Origin of the sequence: Paenibacillus apis (assembly GCF_018333295.1) — a bacterium.
GTDB lineage: Bacteria > Bacillota > Bacilli > Paenibacillales > Paenibacillaceae > Fontibacillus > Fontibacillus antibioticophila.
The window spans coordinates 24,429-43,985 of sequence record NZ_BORS01000014.1 but is presented as its reverse complement, the minus strand read 5'-3'; the positions used below and the strand labels follow the sequence as shown (position 1 = coordinate 43,985).

The following is a 19,557-nucleotide window of genomic DNA, read 5'->3' as shown; positions in this document are numbered from 1 at the left end:
AATGCTCCCTCCTTTTCACCTATGCATCCGCCGAGGCAATCCGACGCTTCGTCTCCTGTAACAGCTCCTGAATATTATCCCGCAGTCTGGCTTGCAATTCCTCTGCAATTTCGAAGCCGCCTTGCTCTGTTCTGGCAACCTGGGAATCCACGGTATAGACTCCGCCCAAAATATGGCGCGCACCCAGTGCGGATAAGACCGGCTTCAATGCATAGTCAATGGTCAGCAGATGTGCCAGGCTCCCCCCGATAAATAACGGGAGAATGATTTTCCCGGCCAATCCCTTTTGCGGAACAAGGTCCAAAAATGTCTTCAATACGCCGGTATAAGAAGCTTTATACACCGGACTGGCTATGATTACGGCATCCGCTTCGGCAACGAGCGCATTCGCCTTGACGATGGCCTCGCTCTCGAATTTCGTATGAATCAGATCCTCCGGTGGCAATTCACCCACATTGACATGATTTACTTTAATGCCTTCCTTTGCGAGCAGTTCTTCCGCCAGCGCGATAATTGCCGTCAACCTGGAGCCGGGTGTAGGTGTTCCATTGATCACTGTTACCTTTGTCATCAGCGTATCCCTTCCTTTATCTGAGGAGCAATTCCGATTATTCTAGTATACTTTGAATTGATGCTATCAATATTTTCAGCAAAAGTCAACGCACACTCCATACCAGCACGCTCTTATGGGCGGATGCATATATATAGCAAGAATGTTATATCGCGTACCCCACCCGAGAGGAGTTCATATCGTTATGATTCCAGTGTATCCCTATTACGGCTTTGAGCAAGTGTGCAAGGCGCAGCCGATCGCTTTTCCCCCTCAGCATCAACCGGTTCAACCAGGCCTGGAGAGCAAAATGCAGCCCAGACCTATCTTTGAAAATCCAGCCTATTGCGGCAGCGGCAAGTTAAAGGGGAAGACGGCTATCATTACCGGCGGAGACAGCGGCATTGGCCGGGCTACAGCCATCGCGTTCGCCAAGGAAGGAGCCGATCTCGTCATTCCCTATCTCTGGGAAACCTCCGATGCCGAGGAGACCCGCCGGCGCATCGAACAGATCGGCCAGCGATGTCTCTTGCTGAAGATTGATCTTCGGCACAAAAAGAACTGCGAGTATGTCATCGCCGAGACGATCCGCTGCTTCGGCAAGCTTGATGTGCTGGTCAATAACCATGGCGTTCAATACCCGCAGCAGAGCATTGCCGATATATCTGAAGAGCAGCTGTATCAGACGTTCCAGACAAATATTTTTCCGTTCTTCTTCCTGGTACAGGCCGCGCTTCCCCACTTGAAGCCGGGCAGCGCCATTATCAATACGGCCTCCATCACGGCCTATGCCGGTCACAAGACGCTCATTGATTATTCAGCGACCAAAGGAGCGGTTGTCTCCTTCACCCGGTCACTGGCTCTTTCGTTGATAGACTGCGGCATTCGCGTCAATGCGGTCGCTCCAGGGTCCGTCTGGACTCCGCTCATTCCGTCCAGCTTCTCCGCAGAGGAGGTTAAAACCTTCGGAACGGATGCCCCGATTAGACGGGCCGGGCAGCCGTTCGAGCTGGCACCGGCCTATGTATATCTCGCCAGCGATGATTCATCGTTTGCAACCGGCGAGGTGCTGCATGTAAATGGCGGTGCGATGGTGACTACTTAGGCGAGCACAGCAGCCATTGCTGCACCTTGCCGTCGCCCTGCGCCCCTTGAGGCGCAGACGGTTTTACTTAACGGCCGTTCAGTAACTATCAGTAACCAACGGTGAAACGCGCTTGATAGAATTGGGGGTCCTCCACCTCATCCAGCAAAGCCACGGCGAAATCCTCAACAGATATCCTGCTTTGATCCAGTTCGTCCTTCACCAGCTGCGAGATCCCGATTCGGAACAGGCCGGTTCGGGATCCCGGCTCGATGACAGCGGCAGGACTGAGCACGGTCCAGGCAGAATCCGAAGCCCGATATACCTGAAGCGCATCCTCGTGAGCTCGGGCCAAGGGCCTTATCTCATCCGGAAACTCAGGTGTGTCCAACAATCGGACTCCGTTCCCGACCTCCAATCCTCCTGCTCCGCCAACGGCAATAAGGCGGCGCACCCCGCCTTTTTGGACTCCTTCTATAAATGAACGCGTCGCTTCCACCAATTCGCTCTCCGCTCCGAACCTCGGTCCATAGGCGCTGATGGCGACATCACAGCCTTCCACTGCAGCTGCAATCGAATCCGGCATCAGCATATCCCCGCTCACCTTTATCACGCCTTCATGCCCGTCCTTGGACAAAGGCTTTTCCGGATCCCTCAGCACAGCTACGACCTGATGGTCCCTGCGCAGCGCCTCTTCCAAAATGGCCTTCCCTATTGTCCCTGTTGCTCCAAATAACGCAATTTTCATAAATGACTTCCTCCCGAATTCAAGATTCTGTTGCTTGCTATATGGTATTTCCTAATATTAGTTAAGCTAATTAAAAAGTTGGGCTAATGATTGTACGCTGGGCTTGATAATTATATTATCATTGTGCAATAGTGGAGGAAGGAATATCGAAAGGGTGATACCGTTTGTCACTGTCGGAATCGATGGACTCGCTCGTGTTCTTCGGAATGTCCTGGGTCGGAATCCTTGCAAGCGTCACAGGACTGCTCATTATTTATGGTGTAACGCTTAAATTCTCAATCGAACGTGAACACCGCCGGATCGACCGGATTGGAGCAACCCTGAAGCTGTATACATCAGCAGAAAGCGCACTGATCTCCGCACTTGAACAGAATAACCTAACTCGGGAGGATAGACAAATCCTGTTTGATCGGATGCTCGCCTGCCGGAGCGCTCCCTATATAACTACTGATTTGCTGATGCAGATATCCGCATGTGCTGAGGAGCCCGATACAGCTCGCCTGCCCTTATTGCTCAAGACGCTCCAAAGAGAGTGTGAACGCCTATGTATGGAGCGGGATAAGCTGCTTCATCGCTCAGAATCACCTGGATGGGGATATGCCCTATGGAAAACGATCCGTCCTGCTGTTCCATTTGTGTTTGCCATTGTAATATTAGTGTTGCTAAGAAGGTTGTTTTTTCTTATCTATGCGCTTAGCGAGCCCTCATCGACAAGTCTATTAGAGCTTGTGAATCCCTGGAGCGAATTCGGTTCTGCCTTGTTCTCGCTGCTGCTTCTGTATCCTGCAGTGATGGGGGGGAATCGGCCGAACGTCGGTTCCGTACTGCTGCGTCTTTGGTCTGTTCTTATCGCCGCATTGTATCTCTTGAACCTGCTCGGCGAGTCATTCGCTCCATACATTCTGGTATTGCAGCTGCTGTTATTTCTGGCCGGCTTCCGTCTTACCGGCTCAAAGCCGCGCAAATCCCGCCCTTTTGCGGGTCATTACCAGAAGGACTCCCAGGAATTGCTCTCACCGGCTATAGCAGAGTCTGATGCCCCGGATACTTCTTACCCGAGCGATTCCAACAACGACTAGTTCTCTGAAGTTAAGATAAACTTCATCCCATTAAAAATAAGGGACAAAGCAGGGAAAACCTGCTTTGTCCCTTATTTTGCATGCCGCATAGGCAGTCTAACCTCTGCTTCCGCTGAACTTAAATCTCCGCCTTGCGCCGAGGCTTCAGGTCCTGACGCGAAGGCCCTCCCTTTCTTCCGCTAGCTGTGCCGTTCAACTCATATCGCTTTCGTTCCGTGCGTTCTACTTGGACGATTTGTCCTTCATGAACCACGATGTTCAGCGATCCGAACTCCAATTCATCAAGCAGCTCAGCAATCCGGTCCAACCATACCCCATCCACTTTTAACGGTTTCGCCACGTCTGCAGCCCCCTCCCCAAAGGAACCTCAAAAATCTGTGCTGCTAATGGCTGCTCTTGCGTGTGAACCAGCCTTTCAGCAGCAATGTGACCAATGCCAGCAGCAGAAGCAAGGATGCTACAGCAAAGGAAGCCGAAAATTGATACTCGTTGTACAAAATCTCCACATGCAATGGCAAGGTGTTCGTCTCGCCGCGAATATGACCTGATACGACCGAGACAGCTCCGAACTCTCCCATCGCTCTGGCATTACACAATATGATGCCGTACAGAAGACCCCATTTAATATTAGGCAGCGTCACCTTCCAGAATACACGGAACCCTCGTGCTCCCAGTGTAACTGCTGCTTCCTCCTCCTGCTGCCCCTGATCCTCCATTAACGGAATCAACTCCCGGGCAACAAACGGGAAGGTAACGAACATCGTCGCGAGAATAATTCCCGGCAGCGCAAAAATGATCTTGATATCATGTGCCTGCAGCCACGGACCAAACCATCCGTGGGCCCCATAGACAAGCACATAGATCAGGCCGCCAATCACCGGAGATACGGCAAAGGGCAGATCAATCAGAGTCACGAGAAGCTGTTTGCCCCGAAAGCGGAACTTGGTGATCGCCCAGGCAGCTGCCACGCCGAAGATGGTATTTAACGGTACTGTTATAAGGGCAACCAGCAATGTAAGCCGCAGGGCGGATAAGGCATCCGGGTCGCGGATCGCCTCCACGTACACGCCCCATCCTTTCTTTAATGACTCCGTAATCACCACTGCCAGCGGCAATACGATCAGCCATAACAGCACCAGTACAGCCGAGCCGATCAGAATCCATTTCACCGCTCCGGTAGAACGGGTAGTCTGATTCCTTGACACCGGGGCTTTAGCTGTATTCATAGGTACAGAACCGGCCATTTGCATACTCCTCTCCGAATTTCCTTAGGTCAGGTCGCGAGTCTTCTCCAATTCATCCTTAGCGTGCGGTCTTGCGAACCCAGCGCTGAAGTGAATTGATCAGCAGAAGCAGCACGAACGAAATCGTCAGCAGGATAATGGCTACCGCAGTGGCTCCAGCGTAGTCAAACTGCTCCAGCTTCGACATAATCAGCAGCGGGGCAATCTCGGTCTTCATCGGCATATTGCCGGAGATAAAGACCACGGAGCCGTACTCGCCGATTCCCCGCGAGAAGGCCAGCGCGAAGCCGGTCAACAGCGGAGGGAGCAGCTCTGGAAAGACCACTCTCCAGAAGGTGCGAAAACGGCTGGCGCCAAGCGTAGCAGCGGCCTCTTCCACCTCTGCATCCAAATCCTGCAGCACCGGCTGCACCGTTCTGACGACAAAAGGAATGCCTATAAACATCAAGGCAAGCGTAATTCCAATCGGGGAAAATGCAAGCCGGATCCCCAGCGGCTCGAACCAGGAACCGATCCAGCCGTTCTGGGAATAGATGGCGGTTAGCGATACGCCTGCAACTGCCGTAGGAAGCGCAAACGGCAGGTCGATGATCGCATCAAACCATCTTTTTCCGGGAAAATCATATCTGACCAGCACCCAGGCCAGCAGCAGACCGAGCAGCGTATCGATCAAGCCTGCCGCCGCTGCGGTCATAAAGCTGACTTTATACGAAGCGAGCACTCGCGGATCCGTAGCAACACTCCAGAATTTCTCCCAGGTCAACCCGGTCGAATTAAGCAGCAGAGCAGATAGCGGGATTAATACAACAAGGCTCAGATATACAACGCTATACCCCATTGTCAGCCCGAAACCCGGGAGCACCCCGCGTTTGGAGACGCCAGTTTGCATCAAAAGTTCATCCTTTCCTCGGGCTTCGCTACGGCTTCCTTCCGGTCCGTAAAATGCCCCTCCGCTTCGTGCGGTCGGTAATGGTCAAGATTATTTCGGAGCATAAATCTGGTTGAATATGCCTCCATCATTGAAGTGCTTCGGCTGAGCCTCGGCCCATCCTCCAAATACCTCGTCAATGGTAAACAGTTTGATCTCCGGGAACTGATCCGCGAACTTTTCTTTTACACGATCCAATGTCGGACGGTAATAATTCTCGGCTGCGATGGTCTGGCCTTCCTCCGAATACAAATATTCCAGATAGGCAGCAGCAACCTCGGCGGTTCCCCGTTTATTCGCGTTCTTATCCACGATGGCAACCGGCGGCTCCGCCAGAATACTCTCCGATGGATAGACGATATCAAATTTGTCCGGACCAAGCTCCTTCACCGACAGCCACGCTTCATTCTCCCAAGCCAGGAGCACATCGCCAAGTCCCCGTTCCACGAAAGTGGTAGTAGCTCCGCGGGCGCCGCTGTCAAGCACCGGCACATGCTCGAACAATTCCTTCACAAACTCCTGTGCCTTAGCTTCGTCATTATTATTGTTATGCAGCGCGTAACCCCAGGCAGCGAGATAATTCCAGCGTGCTCCGCCTGATGTTTGAGGATTTGGGGTGATTACCTCGACCCCGTCCTTGATCAAGTCATCCCAGTCCTGGATATCCTTCGGATTCCCCTTGCGAACCAGGAATACAATCGTGGAGGTATAAGGCGAGCTGTTCAGCTCATACTCACTCTGCCAGCCCTCATCAATCAATCCGGTTTGTTGAATCGCGTCAATGTCATAGCCCAGCGCCAGGGTGACGATATCCGCCTCAAGTCCGTCGATGACCGCCCGGCTTTGCTTGCCGGAGCCGCCATGCGATTGCTTGATCGTTACCTTTTGCCCCTTTGCCTTTTCCCAATAAGCAGCAAATGCCTTGTTATATTGCTCGTATAATTCTCTAGTCGGGTCGTAGGATACATTCAAAAGTTCTACGCTTCCCTTGCTTTCACCGCTGGAATCTCCGCTTGCGCTCTTCGCATCCGAATCTGATCCGCAGGCGGCGAGCACCGCCGTCATTGCTACAACTATTCCCAGCAGAACTCCCTTTTTGATCCCCTTTTTCATCGTATCACTCCTCATCCTCTTCCCGAATTTTCATTTCTCTCAGCAAGTATTTCTGGTTTTACAGGTTTTGCCGATACAGCAAACGGAGTAACGCGCTGCCTCCTGACCGGTCAGACCGAGCCGCTACCCGTGTCTGCCAAGGCAAGCAGAGCGTTCCTCCGTGTGTACGGCCAGAACAATTTGATTATTCCTACCTGTTTAGTTTGTTATGGTGCTATTCTATATGGCTGAGCATGGGTTGTCAAACCTTTTTTTTACAAAAAAAAGAACACCTTACGGTGTTCCAAGCAATTATTTTAAATGAAACCGCATGTTTAAAAAGCCGGCTGCTCAACACCGGGAAGGTTGCGACAACCTGAAGAGAACCGCCTCATAAAGGTGCTATGCATGACGGTTGCTTAAGCGCCAGTCTATGCTCTGTCGCTGTCAGCCCTCCAGTGGCCGGGTCCCTGCGAAATACGGCAATATCGTCTCCGTTCTGGTTCGCGATCAGCACAAAGCGTTCAAGCACTGCAAAATTACGCGGCCAGTTGATTCTCCCGCAGGTCCACTCCGGCGTCTCCAGCGCTCCCGTCTCCAAATTCACTGTAAGCTTGACGATACTGTCATGGCCCCGATTGGAGCCGTATACGTATCGGCCGTCCGGAGACAGATGGAGGTCAGCCGGGTAATTCTCTCCCCCAAAGTCCTCTGGTACGGTTGAAACATGCTGGAGAATCTCCAAATGGCCTTGAATGCGGTTATAGGCAAATACCGTAATCGTACTGTTCAGCTCATTGATCGCATAGGCATGCTCCCCGTTCGGATGAATAAGGAAGTGGCGCGGCCCTGAACCCGGCGGAAGCTCCACTTTTCCTGCCGTAGTCAGCTTTCCTTCACTTAGATCGTAATAGATAATCTGATCCAGCCCCAGATCGCATACATAAGCATAGCGTCCGTTAGCATCAGGAACAATGCTATGGGCATGAGCCGCCTCCTGCCGGTCCTCGCGGAATCCCTGGCCCACATGCTGGACTAGGGCCGCAAGCTCGGCAGCGGCTCCCCGCTCATCCAGCACATAACGATTCACATGGCCGCTGGAATAGTTGGCCGCATACAGGCTGCCCCTTCCATCCAACGATAAATGACATGGATCCGCACCTTCTGTCGAAATCCGAGCCAGTTGGGTCAGCTTCCCGTTCTCCCGATCAATTTCATAACTGAACACTGCCCCCTCACTTTGCTCGCTGACAGCATAGAGACGGGTATAATCCTGATTGACGACCAGGAACGAGGGGTTCTTAATACCCGAAGCGCCATGCAGCAGTTGAAGCGCTCCCGTGTTGTTATCCAGCTCGCAGAGATGAATGCCATCGCTGCTCTCCTCTGCATAAGATCCTACATAGAACAACAGCTTATCATCCCGGTTTATGTTATTCATTATAATTCCTCCCTGGAGGTTAATTGAAACAGAAGATGCAGAATATGTTATAATGTTCTAAATAAGTTGAACTAAAGATTGTACACTGGAGGCAACGTGTGAAGTGTTCTTACGATCGCTGTTGTTCACGGATTTCTTTGACTGGACTAAGCCATCATAGCGTAGAAATCCGTTCACAAAGGCGAACGCTAACGCTTCTTCAGCACACTTCACACTTTTGCCCTTTCTGTGTATTTTTTTGTTCAACTTATATAGCTTATAGAGGATGTTCAACGAAGTATCACTTAATGATCTGCTGTCAAGAAAGGGATCTGTTAAATGAGCCAACTATTAGATTCGCCGTATTTCCAGCTGTTCTTTACAATCGGGGCCGCATTGATGGCCATATCGGTCCTTATCGTCCGGCTCAAGGCGAGCCGCCGGCCTGTGACGATCAGGAAGATTATCATCCCTCCGCTGGGAATGGCTACCGGCTTCCTAATGTTTATTGAGCCGCAAATGCGAATCCCATGGATTTGGGTGATTGTCGCGTTTGCTGCCGGATGGTTTCTGTTCTCCTACCCCTTGGTTCGTACCACCCATTTCGAGACAGTTGATGGAGAAGTGTATGCCAAGCGTTCACCAGGCTTCGCCTATATCCTGATCGGACTGCTAGCTGTTCGCCTTGCTCTGCATGAGGTCGTAGAGCAGTATATTTCCGTGCTGCAGACGGGCTCCGTCTTCTTCATCCTTGCGTTCGGAATGATTCTCCGCTGGAGATTGTTTATGTACACGAAATTCAAGGCGATTCAGCATTAGTTCCAAGATATTTCATTTCATTCGGAGATGCAATCCCCTGCTCTCATGAAAACAAGCTGCCTTCCGGCCTTTGCCGGGAAGCAGCTTGTTTGTTGTTGCAGAATCAGTGTTAATCTGGGACTAACCTTCGGATTTCAGGGAACTGGAATTAATCAGCTGAGGCAAGAGCTTGGTTCCCTTTACCATTTCAGAGGAACACAGCGGACATACCGGATTATAATCAAACGCAAAGTTATCCCTCATCCATCCGTTGCAATCATCGCTTATGCAAGACCAAACTGCGGTGTTCTCCTCAGGAATCTCTTCAATCGTTTTTTTACGGTAGTTCATGATTACCTCCTAGAATGTTATCTATTGCCAGCGTGCCGAAAAAGAATACAAAAGCCGCCCTCAACGCGGGGGCGTTAAGGGCAGCCGGCTCTGCATTACAGTTTTACGACATTCTCGGCTTGCGGCCCGCGATTGCCCTGAACCACATTAAATTGAACGCGAGCGCCTTCGTCCAGCGATTTAAAGCCATCGCCGGTAATCGCGCTGTAATGAACGAAAACATCCTTGCCGCCTTCAACCTCGATAAATCCGAAGCCTTTTTCGGCATTGAACCATTTTACTGTTCCAGTTTCCATGTTTGTTGCCTCCTCGATACAGATTAACATGTTCCTTTTTTCGTAAAAAAAATTCACACATTGAAAAAAGTTCACTTTAAGAGGTTGTTCAAAAAGTCGTCTTCCCAGGACGGAGTTGTTCGAGGAGTAAATTCGACATCGAATCTTGAATTCAGCCGGGCCTTCCGTTGCTCACGTAGATCTGTCTACGCTCCGCTACTCAGTCCCTAGCTTCATCCAACCTTCTCGGTCCTGTAAACCCGACTTTTTGAACTCGCACTTTTAAAAAATTGACACTCTTTTCAACATGCGAATATCACTTCTTTAAATTTCCAGATGTATTAATTATACTCTGCTGGAAATTAAAAAGCAAATCAATCAGCAAGGATACCCGAGGAATTTTCAGCTTGCCTGCTGGACAGACGGGGGTTACGTGTCTATAATGACTAGTGTATCCGCAGTTACATAGTTCGGGGGAGCTGGAATAAGGCCGGCTGAGATTGTATCCCATCAAGATACTGACCCTTTAACCTGATCTGGGTAATGCCAGCGTAGGAAGAATGACAGAGCATGGCTCGCATATTTTGCCATGAACCTACGCGTCCCGCATTCGGGGCGCTTTTTTTATCCCAATACGCCGTGCAAGGAACTCTATCGCATGTTCTTCACGGTTCAGGAGAACGTAAACCTATCGCTGCGGAAATTCATGCACTAGAAGGAGTGGATTTCTGTGAAGAAAAAAACGCTGTTCCCGCTCGCTATGGCCATCTTGATTGCAGCCATGCTTGCGGGCTGCGGAAATCAGGGCAGCACTACAGACAGCTCTGAAGGAACAAATGGGCAAGCAGCCCTGAAGGACGTAACCGTTGTGCTGGACTGGAGCCCCAACACGAATCACACCGGACTTTATGCCGCCAGGGAATTGGGGTATTACGAAGCGGAAGGATTGAATGTAGAGATCGCGCTCCCGGGCTCGGGCGGCGCAGATGCTATGGTTGCTTCCGATGAAGTGCCCTTCGGCGTAAGCGTTCAGGAGAACGTGACCCAGAGCCGCTTGCAAGGGGTTCCGCTCGTCTCGATCGCGGCGGTCATCCAGCATAACACGTCAGGCTTCGCGGCTCCGGTAGATCGCGGAATCAAATCGCCTAAGGATTACGAAGGTAAAACTTACGGCGGCTGGGGATCCCCTGTAGAGGAAGCGATTATGAAGTCCATTATGGATGTGGACGGCGGCGATATATCCAAGGTCAAGCTCGTCAATATTGGTGAGGCAGACTACTTCACAGCCGTGAAGCGGGATATTGATTTTGCGTGGATCTTCTATGCGTGGACCGGAATTGAGGCCGAGCTGCGCGGAGAACCGCTGGACATGCAATATATTAAAGATTATTCGGACCAATTGGACTACTATACGCCGGTCATCGTCACCAATGAGAAGACCATTGCAAATGATCCGGACCTGGTGCGGGCATTCATGCGTGCCACCTCCAAGGGTTATCAGTATGCAGCCGAGCATCCGGAGGAATCTGCAGATCTGCTGCTGAAGGCTGTGCCCGAGCTGGACAAAGAGCTGGTGCATGCCAGCCAGAAATGGCTAAGTCCGAAATATCAGGATGATGCACCACGTTGGGGAGAACAAAAGCCGGAAGTCTGGAAGAACTATTCCGACTGGATGTACGAGCGCGGACTGATCGAGCAAGAGCTGGATATCGACAGCGCCTTTACGAACGACTTTTTACCTGAGACGAACTGAATTTATTATTCAACTGATATAAGTGTGGTGAGCAAGTAGCCGGAGAGCCGGTATGGAGCTGAAACAGCGGAAGCGGTCGCCTTTAAACCCTGATTTCAACCTTATCAGGTCCAATTCCCAGAAATCCGGGTTTAACAGCGAGTGTAAGCCCATACCGGCCGCAGGCTCCTATTGTTCACCACACTTACAGATCACTTAATCTAATTCAAGAGAGGATGTTCGCTATGTCAAACACATTGCTCAGTATTCAGATTATTCCTAAGACACCTAACGGTGAGGATTCCATTCCTTATGTAGATCGTGCCATCGAGGTTATCCAGAGCTCCGGGGTCAAATATCAGGTCAATGCCTTGGAGACAACGATGGAAGGAGACCTGGATGAGCTGCTGGAAATCGTGAAAAAGATGAATGTGGCGGTCGCTGAATTCGGAAGCAACAGCATCATTTCGCAGGTTAAAATTGTATACAATCCTGAGAAAGGCGTCAGCATGGATAAGCTGGTCGAGAAATACCGTCCATGAATTCCCGCCGTCTCTGGAACAGGATTTGGCCGCCGCTTGCGGCGGTCATCCTGTTTATACTGGTATGGCAAGTATCCACCTCGCTATTTAATATTGAACAGTGGGTTTTGCCCAGCCCTTCAACCATTGCCGATCAGGCCGTATCTGAAGCCGCTGGCCTCTGGGTCCATACCTTCGCAACGCTTCGCCTGATGCTGCTTGGTTTTGTTATCGGGAGTGTTGTCGGGCTTTTGGTTGCTTTTCTGCTGCACTATATTCCTTTTCTAAAATCCGCCTTATACCCGCTAATCATCCTGAGTCAAAACGTGCCTACGATAGCGCTCGCACCGCTTCTGATGATCTGGTTCGGGTTCGGACTGCTGCCGAAGATTATCGTCATTACACTTGTCTGCTTCTTCCCTGTCGCCGTAGCCGCCATGGACGGACTGACGCGCACGGACCGGGTTATGCTTGACTATATGCGAATGTCCGGGGCATCGAGACGGGCTATCTTCACCAAGCTGGAGGTTCCTCACGCGCTGCCGTCGATTTTCTCCGGATTGAAGATCGCGGCAACCTATAGCGTTATGGGGGCCATTATTGCCGAGTGGATCGGGGCGGACAAAGGAATCGGATATTATATGATGCTGCAAAAAGCGTCATTCCGGACAGACCGCACTTTCGTCGCCATCGCAGTGATTGTCATCGTCAGTCTCGCCATGTTTGCTTTGGTCGCTTTGCTTGAGAAATGGCTGATCCGCTACAATCCAACAGAGGATAAACAGAAATGAGGGGAATTCAATGAACATGATTCAATCCCAGCAACCGAATCTTCCAGCCGCTGCGCTTGAGCTTCAGAGCATCAGCCTTGCGTTCGCCGATGGTTCACAGCGACTGCCCGTATTGAATGATATCTCCCTCACTGTGCCCTCCGGTCAGTTTGTCTCCATTATCGGACCCTCCGGCAGCGGAAAAAGCACGCTCTTTCATGTGATTGGCGGTCTGCTTCGGCCGGAACAGGGGCTTGTACGGATACACGGACAAGATGTGACTGGAGAGCGGGGCTATATCAGCTATGTTCCGCAGAGGCCTGCACTATTTCCCTGGCGAACGACCCGTGATAACATTTTGCTGGCAAGAGAAATCTCCGGAGGTATCGATCAGCATGTTCGCGCCGAGGCGGAGAACTGGATAGCGAAGGCCGGATTAAAGGGCTTCGAGAAGGCTTATCCTCACATGCTGTCCGGAGGAATGCAGCAACGCGCCTCCTTCCTCCGCGGTCTGATTGCTCCGCAGGAGCTGCTCTGTCTGGACGAGCCCTTCAGCTCGCTGGATGAATTAACCCGTCATGAAATGCAGGAATGGCTGCTGGAGCTATGGGAGGAACAACGCCGTTCTGTCTTGCTCATCACACACAGTATTGAGGAAGCTCTCTTGCTCTCGGACACGGTCTACCTGTTCTCCAATCGACCCGCCTCCATTATCCATAAGGTAGATGTCCCCTTTGAGCGGCCCCGCCGCAAGGATATTGCCAATGATCCCGAATTTCTCAGGCTCAAGCGCGAGGTCAGTGAACGTATGGTTGAACAACAACGCAAAAAGCCAATCTGAGCAGCGTTTCCCGCTCGGATTGGCTTCATTTATTTATTATAAGGAATATATATTCAGCGTTTGTTCCGATATTTCCATCATTGCATGCACGATTTCCGGGTCAAACTGAGCGTTGGCATTGCGGATCAGCTCGAGTCTCGCCTCGCTCAGACTGATTCTTCTCCGATAAATTTTGTTTGATGTCATGGAATCAAAGGCATCGAGCACCGCACAGATCCGAGCCCCAAGCGGGATATTCGTACCTGCAAGCCCGTCGGGATATCCTCTGCCATCCCACCGCTCATGGTGATGCCTTACAATCGAGATGATCTCGGGGCTAAAGCCGGGGTCTCCCTCCAGCATCTTCGCACCGATCTCCGGATGACTGCGGATGATCTTCCATTGCTCCTCATTAAAGCTATCCCTTTGCGTGATCAATTCCCGAGAGATGGCCGTCTTACCGATATCATGCAGAAAGCATCCTCGGCTCAACTGGCCTGCGGCCTCCTCGCTCAGCTCCAATGGAACAGCTATCTTCTCGGCCAGCATGGCCAAGCGCGACGAATGGTGATAGATATCCGGATGCGTATCTCTCAGCTTCTTAATCCATATTTTCGCTTCCGGACCCCGTTCCCATCCCAAATTATCCACGTTGATATTTGAAGCAACCAACAGCCTGCCTCCTAATACCTGTTTCACAAGTCGTTATATTTTCTGTTCTACTTTTGGAACACTTTTACATTATAGGTCAAAAGTTATGAAATGCATAGAAATAAGCGACAACAAACTTTCAAAATACTAACTTTTCGCCAAAAACAGGCCTTTAGTTGCATATAAAACTACCTGCAACTTTGTCGATTGACTTGTAAGCCCGATCATGGTAATTTAATTATATTCTAATTAGACATATGTTTAATTTGTTGGGGAGGGATCAAAATGCAGATTGATCGTATTGTTCAGTTCCATAAGACGATGGGCGATATTACCCGTGTACGCATAGTTGCTTTGCTAAGAAACGGTCCCCTTCACGGTCAGGCATTGGCCGGAAAGCTGGGAGTGTCCCCTCCGACGATTACTCATCACATGACTAAATTAAGGGAGGCGGACCTCATTTACGAACGTAGAGAGAAGAATACAATTTATTTCTATTTGAATGAGAAGAGCCTGAATCTTCAGGCGGAAGCGATATTAAGCATCGGGGGCGGCGGAGCGGAGCCTTCTTCTCGTGAGCCTGCCGGAGACCTGGCCCTGCAGAAACAGACGGTCATCAAGAATTTCTTTACCAAGGAAGGCAGGCTCAAGCATTTGCCGGCCCAGCAGAAGAAGAAGCGGATCGTACTTGAGCATCTGGTCGAGGGCTTGAAGCCGAACACGAAGTATACAGAGAAAGAGATTAATGAGTATATCAAGCAATACCACGAGGATTATGCGACGATCCGGCGCGAATTTATAATGCATCAATACATGTACCGGGAGAATGAAATTTATGAATTGAACCCTCGGGAAATCTGGGAGAAGCCTTAATGGCTTCCCTACTTTTTTTGGAATGTTAATTAGATATATGTCGAATTAGGTTAATATCAAATTTACTTTATAGTAAGGAGTTATCATGCTTATTCGAAAAGGAGTACTTCACCACGAAAGAGATTATGCAAAATTATTCGGGGCTGGAATCGTGAACGGAATTGGCGATCGCATTAGCCAGGTGGCTGTGCTGGGGCTGCTGTTGTCATTAACTGGCTCCGGGCTTGCCGTAGGAATCGCGTTCGCAATCCGGCTCGTTCCCTACCTGATCTTTGCGCCGCTTGGCGGCTGGTTGGCAGACCGTTTCCCCAAGAAGCGATTAATGATTGCTGCGGACCTCATCAGGGCCGCCTTCGCCCTGCTTCCGTTATTCGTCAGAGACGTTGGGGACATCTGGATCATCTGGTTATCCATGTTCCTGCTGTCTGCCGGAGAAGCGCTCTATGTCCCCGCCCGGATGTCAGCAATCCCGCTTCTGGTCAGGAAGGAGCATCTCCTGAACATCAACAGCCTGGAAGAGGTAATGACCGGCTTTATTTTAATTTTCGGCTCCGTAACCGGGGGCGCGGTGGCGGTCTGGCTCGGTTCGGAGGCCTCGTTCTTGTGTAATGCCGTATCCTTCCTGATATCCGCACTGCTGCTGGCGAGGCTGCCTCAGCTATCCAGGACTGCGCAGCATGACGAGCACGCTCAGCCGCAATCAGCCTCCCCAGGCTCCCTGGATCATTCACAATTAGAGCCGATGGCACGCAGACAGGGATGGGCTGAATTCAAGTCCTTGCTTGCCGCCTCTCCCTACCTGCGACTCATGCTCTTTATCTTTGCGGTATGGCCGATCGGTGACGGGATCTTTAATATTTTGCTCAGCATATATGCCACAGAGGTGTTCCATGCGGGTGATTTTGGAATCGGGCTCATGTACGGGGCGCTAGGCATCGGGCTTGTCGCTGGTTCAGCCTTGACCGGAAGATTCGCCGGTCAGCTTCGGATCGCCGCGATCCTCACGCTGCTCGCCGAAGGAATATGCCATATCCTCGTCAGCCAGAGCGGTTCTATGCTGATTGCCGCTGGACTTATGGTGCTGACAGCTGCCATCTCCAGTATCGGCGGAGCCTGCAACCAGACCCTTCTGATGAATACCGTACCGGAGTACCTGAGAGGAAGATTCATGGGCATGCTCGGTTCCATGCAGAACACGATCATGGGAATCTCCATGTTCCTGAGCGGATTTCTGCTGGAGGTTCTCACCCCGAGGATGCTTGGACTGGCCGGAGGCCTATTCCTCATGACGATGGGCGCTTGCTTCACCGCCGTTTACCTGTTTTTCCGCCCTCGTCTGCAGGCTTGATGCTATTCCTTAAGGAATCCCCTATCCCGCAAAAATGACTTCATATGCGCCCGGGACGGGTGAACAAGCTTCTCCGCCATCAGGACCGACCATGGCGTATCCTTCGCACCGCCGGTTCTCTCCCGCAGGTACTCCGCCATGACCTCATCATACCGCTCCACAGCGACCTCCCCTTGCTGCGGGCGGTAATGTTCCCAATGGAGCACCGCTTCCTGCGGCAGCCGTGGCCGCTGTCCGGGGTTCTGATCGGGGTAGCCGAGACACATGCCGAATACCGGATAGTCCAGCTCTGGCAGACCCAGCAGCTCGGACACCTCCTGACTGTGGTTCCGGATACCGCCAATATAGACTATGCCAAGTCCCAGTGATTCCGCAGCCACTGCCGCATTCTGTGCTGCAAGCGCCACATCCACGGTCGCCACAATGAAGTTTTCCGTCGTTTGCTCATAGCTTTGCTTCTCGGGAAGATGACGCTCCGCAGCGCGCTTCAATCGTGACAAATCACCGCACCAGACCAGAAACACCGGACACTCTGCGATGTAAGTCTGCTGTCCGCACAGCTCCTTCAGCTTATCCTTTTGCTCCGGGTCCGTAACTGCAATCACCATATACGCCTGCACATTGCTGGAGCTGGAGGCCATCTGCCCTGCAGCAACTATCGTCTCTACCTGCTCCTTCGTCACCGGTGCATCCGAATACTTCCGGATCGAGCGATGATTCATCAATAATGAGATCGTATCATTCATATCGGATTCCGCTCCCTTCAATGAACTAATGAATAGGGTGTGCTGCATCAAACGTCTTTCCTATTACACTTGATATTGCCGAATACCGGGCGGTATGTAGCTTTCAATAAAAGCCTCAATTTGCCCGATCGAATCTGAAAACAGGATTTTACTCCGATCTTCCGTGCTCAAGAAGCCTTCATCCACCATTTTGCTGTAAAAGGAATCCACAAGATCGTAGTACCCGTTTTTATTATAAAAAATACACGGATGCTCATTCTGTCCGATTCTCGCCCAAGAGACGCATTCCGTAATCTCCTCCAGAGTACCGGGACCGCCAGGCAGGGCCAGATACGCCTTGCTTAAATCCATCATATATTTCTTGCGCTCCGGCATGGAATCTACCACGATCAGCTCCGTCAGATGAGGATGCGCCAGCTCACGGTCGCGCAGGAAGCCCGGAATAATCCCAATAACCTCTCCGCCATGACTCAAAACGGTATCCGCCAATATCCCCATCAATCCTGCTCTTCCGCCGCCATAAACCAGCACATGACCCTAGCGGGCGATCCACTCCCCAATCTCAACCGCCGCCTCCTGATAAACAGGCGAGTTGCCCAAACTTGCTCCGCAATATACCGCTATATTCATCTACCTGATCCGTCCTTTCCTGCTTAGTCGCTTAATTATCATAACACAGAACATATGTTTGTCTCTATCCCGAAGTTACCTATTTACAGTAATATACAAAAGTGATATCATTAAAATATCAAATCAATATCCACTATAAGGAGTGCTCGCTATGTTAAAAGAGAAAGAGTTGTCCTATTTGAACGGGTTTGCTGGCCTGCTGTTTATTGTTCTTATCGGCGTCGCAGGAGGCTATTTGATCTCCCTTCAATCCACACTCCCGCTAATTGTCGGGATTATCGCATGTGCGATTGCGTTTATTCTGCTAACCGGACTTACCATTGTACAGCCGAACCAGGCCCGCGTCCTGACCTTCTTCGGCCGATATCTGGGGGTCATCCGCAAGAGCGGCTTCTATCTTTCGATTCCATTTTCCACACGCAAAGCGGTATCGCTCCGCGTTCGCAACTTCAACAGTGCCAAGCTGAAGGTGAATGATGTGAACGGAAATCCGATCGAGATCGCAACGGTCGTTGTCTTCTCCGTCGTGGACTCGGCGGCCGCCTTGTTCGAGGTTGATGAATACGAGACTTTTGTCGAAATTCAAAGCGAGACGGCACTGCGCCATGTAGCCAGCAAATACGCTTATGATCAACCGGACGGTACGGGCTTCTCCTTGCGGGGCAACACCGAGGAGATTGCACTGGAGCTGACCGAGGAACTGCAAAAACGGCTTGAAATTGCCGGCGTAAAGGTCATTGAATCCCGTCTCACCCACCTGGCTTATTCCACTGAAATCGCAAGCGCCATGCTGCAGCGCCAACAGGCCGAGGCCATCATCGCCGCCCGCGAGAAAATTGTCGACGGTGCCGTTACCATGGTACAAATGGCTATCGAGCGCCTGCAAAGCGACAATGTCGTCGAACTGGATGATGAGCGCAAAGCAGCTATGATCAACAATCTGCTTGTTGCCGTCGTGGCCGACCGCTCCGCCCAGCCGGTCATTAATACAAGCTCGCTGTACTAAGGGACATCCAGACGATGCCAGCTAAAAAAAGCTTCCCTTTGCGTCTTGACCCATTGTTGTACGAAGCTTTGGAGCGCTGGGCGGCGGATGAATTCCGAAGCGTGAACGGCCATATCGAATATTTGCTGCGGGAGGCTCTAAGGAAAGAGGGACGGCTGCCTTCTCCGAAGCGCGCTCCCGGCAAGGAGGTCAAGGATCATGCAGACGAAGACGAGTAAGAAGCTTAATAAGCCTTGGTGGGTATCCAAGGCCACGACTGTGCTGCAGCAATTTGCCCAGACCGGAGGCGGCTCCTTCGTTCCCGCTTCCTTCAAAAACTGGAAGTATACCGGACAGCATGTACGCATCGAGCTGGGACATGGGCGCGGAACATTATATGTCACCATAAAAGATTCCGGCTCCGAGTCCTCCCAGCTCATTACGAGTATCCAGTACTCCTTTCAGCCTCGAAGAAAGTTTCAGTTTCATCTGTGCAAGGTCAATCGGCTGATCTTTATTCCGTTTCATTCGGAGCTGAAGGATGCGTCTATGCCGAATTCTGCGATGCAGAAGAGCTTTCACGCCAAGGCCACTCACCCTAGCCTGCTCCGTCAACTGTTGAAGTTCGAAGGGCTTCAGGAAGTGTTGGAGAGCAAGCCGGACGCTTATATCTCGCTGAAAACAAAGGATCGCAGGCTGCTGCTAACCTTGACGGAAGCGAGCAAAAACCCCGATGCCGACAGCTTGAATCAAGGAGTACGGCTTATGCGGTATTTTATCGCGGCCCTGGAGGAGCATGGAGTCATTCGGGAGAATTATCGTTAAGAATGGTTAGAGCACATCAAAGCCTTTCCCTTGCCGGAATCACTCCGTTGCGGGAAAGGCTTTGTGTGTTAGTCCTTCCATATTCCA

23 protein-coding genes, 1 pseudogene and 1 riboswitch are annotated in these 19,557 nt (G+C 51.2%); of the genes and pseudogenes, 12 read left to right on the top strand and 12 right to left on the bottom strand.

Annotation, left to right across the window (positions count from 1 at the left end; genetic code table 11):
* Window positions 1-19: 19 nt before the first annotated feature.
* Window positions 20-571 (bottom strand): NADPH-dependent FMN reductase, encoded by a 552-nt coding sequence (ssuE, locus tag KI362_RS18975; RefSeq protein ID WP_301629480.1) that lies wholly within the window; start codon window positions 569-571, stop codon window positions 20-22.
* Between the two features lie 184 nt (window positions 572-755).
* On the opposite strand from ssuE, the gene KI362_RS18970 reads away from it, so the two are divergent.
* Complete coding sequence (locus KI362_RS18970; protein ID WP_301629478.1) at window positions 756-1,655, top strand: SDR family oxidoreductase; 900 nt, start codon at window positions 756-758, stop codon at window positions 1,653-1,655.
* Between the two features lie 88 nt (window positions 1,656-1,743).
* Here the strand turns inward: KI362_RS18970 and KI362_RS18965 are convergent, their stop codons facing one another.
* Window positions 1,744-2,382: an NAD(P)-dependent oxidoreductase gene (locus KI362_RS18965; RefSeq protein WP_301629476.1), complete on the bottom strand. Its 639-nt coding sequence runs from the start codon at window positions 2,380-2,382 to the stop codon at window positions 1,744-1,746.
* 164 nt (window positions 2,383-2,546) lie between these two features.
* Here KI362_RS18965 and KI362_RS18960 point away from each other — a divergent pair, with 164 nt between their 5' ends.
* Entirely contained in the window at window positions 2,547-3,461 is a 915-nt protein-coding gene (locus KI362_RS18960) for a hypothetical protein (protein ID WP_301629474.1), read from the top strand.
* Between the two features lie 118 nt (window positions 3,462-3,579).
* On the opposite strand, the gene KI362_RS18955 is transcribed toward KI362_RS18960, so the two are convergent.
* The 5 genes from KI362_RS18955 to KI362_RS18935 form a co-directional block, all read right to left on the bottom strand.
* Window positions 3,580-3,801 (bottom strand): YezD family protein, encoded by a 222-nt coding sequence (locus KI362_RS18955; RefSeq protein ID WP_301629472.1) that lies wholly within the window; start codon window positions 3,799-3,801, stop codon window positions 3,580-3,582.
* A 43-nt stretch (window positions 3,802-3,844) separates the two neighbouring features.
* Window positions 3,845-4,687, bottom strand: a complete 843-nt coding sequence (cysW, locus tag KI362_RS18950; protein WP_301629470.1) for a sulfate ABC transporter permease subunit CysW — start codon at window positions 4,685-4,687, stop codon at window positions 3,845-3,847.
* Window positions 4,688-4,763: 76 nt separating this feature from the next.
* Window positions 4,764-5,594, bottom strand: a complete 831-nt coding sequence (cysT, locus tag KI362_RS18945) for a sulfate ABC transporter permease subunit CysT (RefSeq protein WP_044480309.1) — start codon at window positions 5,592-5,594, stop codon at window positions 4,764-4,766.
* 90 nt (window positions 5,595-5,684) lie between these two features.
* Window positions 5,685-6,746: a sulfate ABC transporter substrate-binding protein gene (locus KI362_RS18940; RefSeq protein WP_301629469.1), complete on the bottom strand. Its 1,062-nt coding sequence runs from the start codon at window positions 6,744-6,746 to the stop codon at window positions 5,685-5,687.
* Between the two features lie 370 nt (window positions 6,747-7,116).
* Window positions 7,117-8,166, bottom strand: a complete 1,050-nt coding sequence (locus tag KI362_RS18935; protein ID WP_301629468.1) for a lactonase family protein — start codon at window positions 8,164-8,166, stop codon at window positions 7,117-7,119.
* Window positions 8,167-8,484: 318 nt separating this feature from the next.
* On the opposite strand from KI362_RS18935, the gene KI362_RS18930 reads away from it, so the two are divergent.
* Window positions 8,485-8,964: a CcdC family protein gene (locus tag KI362_RS18930; RefSeq protein ID WP_301629466.1), complete on the top strand. Its 480-nt coding sequence runs from the start codon at window positions 8,485-8,487 to the stop codon at window positions 8,962-8,964.
* Between the two features lie 120 nt (window positions 8,965-9,084).
* Here KI362_RS18930 and KI362_RS18925 read toward each other — a convergent pair whose 3' ends face one another.
* Window positions 9,085-9,294, bottom strand: coding sequence for a cold-shock protein (locus tag KI362_RS18925; protein WP_044480313.1), 210 nt, complete (start codon window positions 9,292-9,294; stop codon window positions 9,085-9,087).
* Between the two features lie 95 nt (window positions 9,295-9,389).
* Window positions 9,390-9,590: a cold-shock protein gene (locus KI362_RS18920; protein WP_044480314.1), complete on the bottom strand. Its 201-nt coding sequence runs from the start codon at window positions 9,588-9,590 to the stop codon at window positions 9,390-9,392.
* 441 nt (window positions 9,591-10,031) lie between these two features.
* A riboswitch (TPP riboswitch) is annotated at window positions 10,032-10,144 on the top strand.
* Between the two features lie 185 nt (window positions 10,145-10,329).
* Here KI362_RS18920 and KI362_RS18915 point away from each other — a divergent pair.
* The 4 genes from KI362_RS18915 to KI362_RS18900 all read left to right on the top strand — a co-directional run bounded on the left by KI362_RS18915 (window position 10,330) and on the right by KI362_RS18900 (window position 13,433).
* A complete protein-coding gene (locus KI362_RS18915; RefSeq protein ID WP_301629622.1) occupies window positions 10,330-11,322 on the top strand; it encodes an ABC transporter substrate-binding protein in 993 nt (330 codons plus the stop codon).
* A 224-nt stretch (window positions 11,323-11,546) separates the two neighbouring features.
* Entirely contained in the window at window positions 11,547-11,843 is a 297-nt protein-coding gene (locus KI362_RS18910; protein WP_212940189.1) for a thiamine-binding protein, read from the top strand.
* Window positions 11,840-12,613, top strand: a complete 774-nt coding sequence (locus KI362_RS18905; RefSeq protein WP_301629460.1) for an ABC transporter permease — start codon at window positions 11,840-11,842, stop codon at window positions 12,611-12,613. Before KI362_RS18910 ends, KI362_RS18905 begins: the two co-directional genes overlap by 4 nt.
* A 10-nt stretch (window positions 12,614-12,623) precedes the next feature.
* On the top strand, window positions 12,624-13,433 hold the full coding sequence (locus KI362_RS18900) for an ABC transporter ATP-binding protein (protein WP_301629458.1): 810 nt from the start codon (window positions 12,624-12,626) through the stop codon (window positions 13,431-13,433).
* 36 nt (window positions 13,434-13,469) lie between these two features.
* Here KI362_RS18900 and KI362_RS18895 read toward each other — a convergent pair whose 3' ends face one another.
* Entirely contained in the window at window positions 13,470-14,084 is a 615-nt protein-coding gene (locus tag KI362_RS18895) for an HD-GYP domain-containing protein (protein ID WP_301629456.1), read from the bottom strand.
* Window positions 14,085-14,348: 264 nt separating this feature from the next.
* On the opposite strand from KI362_RS18895, the gene KI362_RS18890 reads away from it, so the two are divergent.
* Window positions 14,349-14,936: a DUF2087 domain-containing protein gene (locus tag KI362_RS18890; protein ID WP_044480319.1), complete on the top strand. Its 588-nt coding sequence runs from the start codon at window positions 14,349-14,351 to the stop codon at window positions 14,934-14,936.
* An 85-nt stretch (window positions 14,937-15,021) separates the two neighbouring features.
* Entirely contained in the window at window positions 15,022-16,284 is a 1,263-nt protein-coding gene (locus KI362_RS18885) for an MFS transporter (protein ID WP_301629453.1), read from the top strand.
* A 2-nt stretch (window positions 16,285-16,286) separates the two neighbouring features.
* On the opposite strand, the gene nfsA is transcribed toward KI362_RS18885, so the two are convergent.
* A complete protein-coding gene (gene nfsA / locus KI362_RS18880) occupies window positions 16,287-17,030 on the bottom strand; it encodes an oxygen-insensitive NADPH nitroreductase (protein WP_301629451.1) in 744 nt (247 codons plus the stop codon).
* Window positions 17,031-17,093: 63 nt separating this feature from the next.
* Window positions 17,094-17,660 (bottom strand): annotated as a pseudogene (locus KI362_RS18875) (LOG family protein).
* A 151-nt stretch (window positions 17,661-17,811) separates the two neighbouring features.
* On the opposite strand from KI362_RS18875, the gene KI362_RS18870 reads away from it, so the two are divergent.
* The 3 genes from KI362_RS18870 to KI362_RS18860 are packed head-to-tail and all read left to right on the top strand — an operon-like array spanning window position 17,812 to window position 19,470.
* The gene (locus tag KI362_RS18870) at window positions 17,812-18,666 is read left to right on the top strand and encodes an SPFH domain-containing protein (RefSeq protein ID WP_044480325.1); all 855 of its coding nucleotides are present in this window, start codon (window positions 17,812-17,814) and stop codon (window positions 18,664-18,666) included.
* A gap of 14 nt (window positions 18,667-18,680) precedes the next feature.
* Complete coding sequence (locus KI362_RS18865; RefSeq protein ID WP_301629450.1) at window positions 18,681-18,884, top strand: toxin-antitoxin system HicB family antitoxin; 204 nt, start codon at window positions 18,681-18,683, stop codon at window positions 18,882-18,884.
* Window positions 18,865-19,470: a hypothetical protein gene (locus KI362_RS18860; RefSeq protein ID WP_301629448.1), complete on the top strand. Its 606-nt coding sequence runs from the start codon at window positions 18,865-18,867 to the stop codon at window positions 19,468-19,470. Before KI362_RS18865 ends, KI362_RS18860 begins: the two co-directional genes overlap by 20 nt.
* Window positions 19,471-19,557: the final 87 nt, after the last annotated feature.

Excerpts from the sequence above, each read along its gene's own strand:
- ssuE (WP_301629480.1), bottom strand. The coding sequence starts at position 571 with ATGACAAAGGTAACAGTGATCAATGGAACACCTACACCCGGCTCCAGG.
- KI362_RS18970 (WP_301629478.1), top strand. The coding sequence starts at position 756 with ATGATTCCAGTGTATCCCTATTACGGCTTTGAGCAAGTGTGCAAGGCG.
- KI362_RS18965 (WP_301629476.1), bottom strand. The coding sequence starts at position 2,382 with ATGAAAATTGCGTTATTTGGAGCAACAGGGACAATAGGGAAGGCCATT.
- cysW (WP_301629470.1), bottom strand. The coding sequence starts at position 4,687 with ATGAATACAGCTAAAGCCCCGGTGTCAAGGAATCAGACTACCCGTTCT.
- cysT (WP_044480309.1), bottom strand. The coding sequence starts at position 5,594 with ATGCAAACTGGCGTCTCCAAACGCGGGGTGCTCCCGGGTTTCGGGCTG.
- KI362_RS18940 (WP_301629469.1), bottom strand. The coding sequence starts at position 6,746 with ATGAAAAAGGGGATCAAAAAGGGAGTTCTGCTGGGAATAGTTGTAGCA.
- KI362_RS18935 (WP_301629468.1), bottom strand. The coding sequence starts at position 8,166 with ATGAATAACATAAACCGGGATGATAAGCTGTTGTTCTATGTAGGATCT.
- KI362_RS18930 (WP_301629466.1), top strand. The coding sequence starts at position 8,485 with ATGAGCCAACTATTAGATTCGCCGTATTTCCAGCTGTTCTTTACAATC.
- KI362_RS18925 (WP_044480313.1), bottom strand. The coding sequence starts at position 9,294 with ATGAACTACCGTAAAAAAACGATTGAAGAGATTCCTGAGGAGAACACC.
- KI362_RS18920 (WP_044480314.1), bottom strand. The coding sequence starts at position 9,590 with ATGGAAACTGGAACAGTAAAATGGTTCAATGCCGAAAAAGGCTTCGGA.
- KI362_RS18915 (WP_301629622.1), top strand. The coding sequence starts at position 10,330 with ATGGCCATCTTGATTGCAGCCATGCTTGCGGGCTGCGGAAATCAGGGC.
- KI362_RS18910 (WP_212940189.1), top strand. The coding sequence starts at position 11,547 with ATGTCAAACACATTGCTCAGTATTCAGATTATTCCTAAGACACCTAAC.
- KI362_RS18905 (WP_301629460.1), top strand. The coding sequence starts at position 11,840 with ATGAATTCCCGCCGTCTCTGGAACAGGATTTGGCCGCCGCTTGCGGCG.
- KI362_RS18900 (WP_301629458.1), top strand. The coding sequence starts at position 12,624 with ATGAACATGATTCAATCCCAGCAACCGAATCTTCCAGCCGCTGCGCTT.
- KI362_RS18890 (WP_044480319.1), top strand. The coding sequence starts at position 14,349 with ATGCAGATTGATCGTATTGTTCAGTTCCATAAGACGATGGGCGATATT.
- KI362_RS18885 (WP_301629453.1), top strand. The coding sequence starts at position 15,022 with ATGCTTATTCGAAAAGGAGTACTTCACCACGAAAGAGATTATGCAAAA.
- nfsA (WP_301629451.1), bottom strand. The coding sequence starts at position 17,030 with ATGAATGATACGATCTCATTATTGATGAATCATCGCTCGATCCGGAAG.
- KI362_RS18870 (WP_044480325.1), top strand. The coding sequence starts at position 17,812 with ATGTTAAAAGAGAAAGAGTTGTCCTATTTGAACGGGTTTGCTGGCCTG.
- KI362_RS18865 (WP_301629450.1), top strand. The coding sequence starts at position 18,681 with ATGCCAGCTAAAAAAAGCTTCCCTTTGCGTCTTGACCCATTGTTGTAC.
- KI362_RS18860 (WP_301629448.1), top strand. The coding sequence starts at position 18,865 with ATGCAGACGAAGACGAGTAAGAAGCTTAATAAGCCTTGGTGGGTATCC.